Annotated in this window: 1 pseudogene; it reads right to left on the bottom strand. The window is 38.2% G+C overall.

Annotated elements, in window-relative coordinates:
- Positions 1-343 (bottom strand): annotated as a pseudogene (locus CXF59_RS00130) (flagellar motor protein MotB); the annotation flags it as partial.

The raw sequence follows: 343 nt of genomic DNA, 5'->3' as shown, positions 1-343 counted from the left end.
GGTTCCCATAGGGTTAAACTTGTTATCAAACAGACTGATTTTTGCCCCTGGCAGAATCTCAGAAGTGGCTAAATCTGTCACTTTTCCGTATAGTTGCTGTTCACAAAGAAGTTTTTTAGTTTCTAGAAATTTATAAATATCATCATAACCTTGTCCACCATCTCTGTTTGACGATAAAAAACCTCTTCTGGATTTAGTGTCAATCCAATACCCGAAATCATCCTTAGGGGAATTGGCATCCATACCCACATTTTGAACCTTTCCAAAAGTTCCGTCTGCATTAATTTTGGATACAAAAATATCTAATCCACCGAGACCTGGATGGCCATCAGAGGCAAAATAG

The organism is Flavobacterium sp. ALD4, from assembly GCF_002836475.1.
GTDB lineage: Bacteria > Bacteroidota > Bacteroidia > Flavobacteriales > Flavobacteriaceae > Flavobacterium.
Note: the sequence above shows the minus strand (reverse complement) of the source record. Positions and strands in the feature narration are given on the sequence as shown.